Source organism: Pseudomonas sp. 18.1.10, from assembly GCF_024655625.1.
Taxonomy (GTDB): Bacteria; Pseudomonadota; Gammaproteobacteria; order Pseudomonadales; family Pseudomonadaceae; genus Aquipseudomonas.
Window position 1 is genome coordinate 1 of the sequence record NZ_JANLGL010000391.1, and the last position, 2,838, is coordinate 2,838.

General features: G+C 62.7%; 1 protein-coding gene. It reads left to right on the top strand.

Annotated elements, in window-relative coordinates:
- The first annotated feature begins 250 nt into the window (after positions 1–250).
- Positions 251–2,764 (top strand): TonB-dependent receptor, encoded by a 2,514-nt coding sequence (locus NUV89_RS28995; protein WP_257784018.1) that lies wholly within the window; start codon positions 251–253, stop codon positions 2,762–2,764.
- Positions 2,765–2,838 lie beyond the last annotated feature (74 nt).

Here is a 2,838-nt window from a genome sequence, read left to right on the forward strand (position 1 = left end):
GCAGTGTGTCAGTCAAAGCTGTTCTAGCTGATCCACCGCATTCGCGAGCAAGCCCGCTCCCACATAAGGCAGCTCCAACACTTTAGCCGAGGTCATTTCAGCTCATTTGTGCGCTGTAACCCGCTCAAAACCCCGGTTTACGCGGCTCACAGCCACCCCCTGTCACAGAACCGTCATCCCCCACCCCTAGCTTGCCCTCCCAGTTGCCGGGCCTCTTGCCTGGCGCCAACGGATTCTTGGGGAGGATTGCATGTACAAGCGCACCGGGCTCGTCGGCTTCACGCTTACCGCCTTGGCCCTGGCCATGGCCAGCGAGCGGATCAACGCGGCCGAAGCGGCCACCACCGAGCACGTCGAAGTGGTCGGCCAGGCCGCCGCGATCGATTCGGCGCTGAAAGCACAGCGCACCGCCGACAGCATCAAGAGCGTGGTGCACGCCGACGGCGTCGCCCAGTTGCCGGATGAAAACGTCGCCGAAGCGGTGCAGCGCCTGCCGGGTGTCAGCGTCGAGCGCGACCAGGGCGAAGGACGCTTCGTCAGCGTGCGTGGCCTGGGCCCGGACCTCAACAGCGTGACCATCAACGGCACCCTCGTGCCCGCCCCGGAAAGCGCACGCCGCGCCGTGGCCCTCGATGTGCTGCCTTCGGAACTGGTGCAGTCGCTGTCGATCATCAAGACCCTGACCCCGGACATGGACGCCAACTCCCTCGGCGGCACCGTCGATGTGCAAAGCCTCTCGGCCTTCGACCACAAGGGCCTGTTCTACACCGGCAGCAGCGAAGCCAGCTACGACAAGAACACCCACCAGACCAGCCCTAAATTTTCCGGCGCCGCCAGCAACCGTTTCAGCCTGGGCGATGGCATCGACAACTTCGGCGTGGCCGCCGCACTCAGCTGGCAGAAGCGCGACTTCGGCTCGGACAACGTCGAAACCGGCGGCGCCTGGGACTTCACTGACGGCGCCAAGCTCAACGAGTTCGAACAGCGCGACTACGACATCAGCCGCGAACGCGCCGGCGGCGGCCTGAACTTCGACTACAAGCCCGATGACCTCAGCAGCTATTACCTGCGCACCCTCTACAGCCGCTACAAGGACACCGAGACCCGCAACTCCACCAGCATCGAATTTGCCGACCCGCAGGCACCGGGCGAACTGGGGGACGCCGAAGGCAAGCGCAAGCTGAAAAACCGCGAAGAAACCCAGGAAATCCAGTCCTACGTGTTTGGCGGCGAACGCATGCTCGGCCTGTGGACCTTGAGCGGCCAGGCCGGTTACAGCCAGTCCAGCGAAGACAGCCCGGCGCACATCGCCGGCGCGACCTTTGACGGTGGCGACTTCGCCAACAGCGGTTTCTACGACAAGGACAAGCCGCGCCCGATCATCGGCAGCGCTTTCTACGACGCGAGCAACTTCACCCTCGACAAGGTCGACTGGGAAAAACAGAACACCAAGGACACCGAGAAAAACCTGCGCCTGGACCTGGCCCGCGACTATGACCTGAGCGGCTACGCGTCGCAGTTCAAGTTTGGCGGCAAGGTCAGCCGCCGGCACAAGAGCAACGACCTGGAAGCCTGGGTCTACAAGGACTTCGACGAGCTGGGGTTCAGCGACGAACAGCTCAACCTCACCCAGTTCCAGAAGGGCACTGTGGATTATCGCCTGGGCAACTACGGCCCCGGCATCAGCCCCAGCAGCATCAAGCAGTTGATCGGCGGCCTCAACGCGGCGGACTTCTATGACGAGACCGAATCGCGGGTCAACGACTTCACCATCCGCGAAGACATCAACGCCGGCTACCTGATGAACACCATCGATATCGACGACTGGCGCTTCATTGCCGGCCTGCGCTACGAAGGCACCGAGTTCGAAGCCAAGGGCACCGGCGCCACCGACGGCGTGTTCACCGCCACCGACACTAAACGCCGCTACCACCACTGGCTGCCGGGCCTGCATGCGCGCTACCAGATCGACAAGAACACCCAGGTGCGCGCGGCCTGGACCAAATCCGTGGTGCGCCCGACCTTCGGCCAACTGGCGCCGGGCTTTGTGATCGACGATGACGAAGCCACCTTCGGCAACCCGGACCTCAAGCCCCTGGAATCGAGCAACCTGGACCTGGGCATCGAGCACTTCATGGGCCGTGCCGGCACCGTCTCGGCGTTCGTGTTCTACAAGGACATCAAGAATTTCGTCTACAACACCGACCTCGCCGGCACCGGCGCCTGGACCAACTTCTCCGAGGCCCACACCTTCGCCAACGGCGACAGCGCCAAGCTCTATGGCCTGGAACTGGCCTACTCGCAGAAGTTCGACTGGCTGCCGGCGCCGTGGAACGGTTTGCTGGTGGGCGCCAACACCACCTTCAGCCGCTCCAGCGCCGATATCGAAGGCTTTGACAGCGCCAGCGGCGGCAACCGCAAGCGCAACATCAGCCTGCCGAATCAGTCGGACACGGTCGGCAACCTGATGCTTGGCTGGGAAGACGACAAGCTCAGCCTGCGCCTGTCGGCCAACTACAAGTCGGCCTACCTGTACGAGCTGGCGTCGATCAACGACAAGGCCCATGACCTGCACGTCGATGCCCAGACCTTTGTGGATTTCAGCGCGCGCTACTCACTGACCAAAAACCTGCAAGTGAGCTTCGAGGCGCAGAACCTGACGGATGAGTCGTACTTCGTCTACACCGGCCATCGCAGCTACAACGGCCAGTACGAAGAGTACGGCCCGACCTACAAGGTCGGCCTGACCTTCACCCATTTCTAAATCCAACACATTCCAAATGTGGGAGCGGGCTTGCTCGCGAATGCGGTGGGTCAGCCACCTGATTTGTCGACTGA

Excerpts from the sequence above, each read along its gene's own strand:
- NUV89_RS28995 (WP_257784018.1), top strand. The coding sequence starts at position 251 with ATGTACAAGCGCACCGGGCTCGTCGGCTTCACGCTTACCGCCTTGGCC.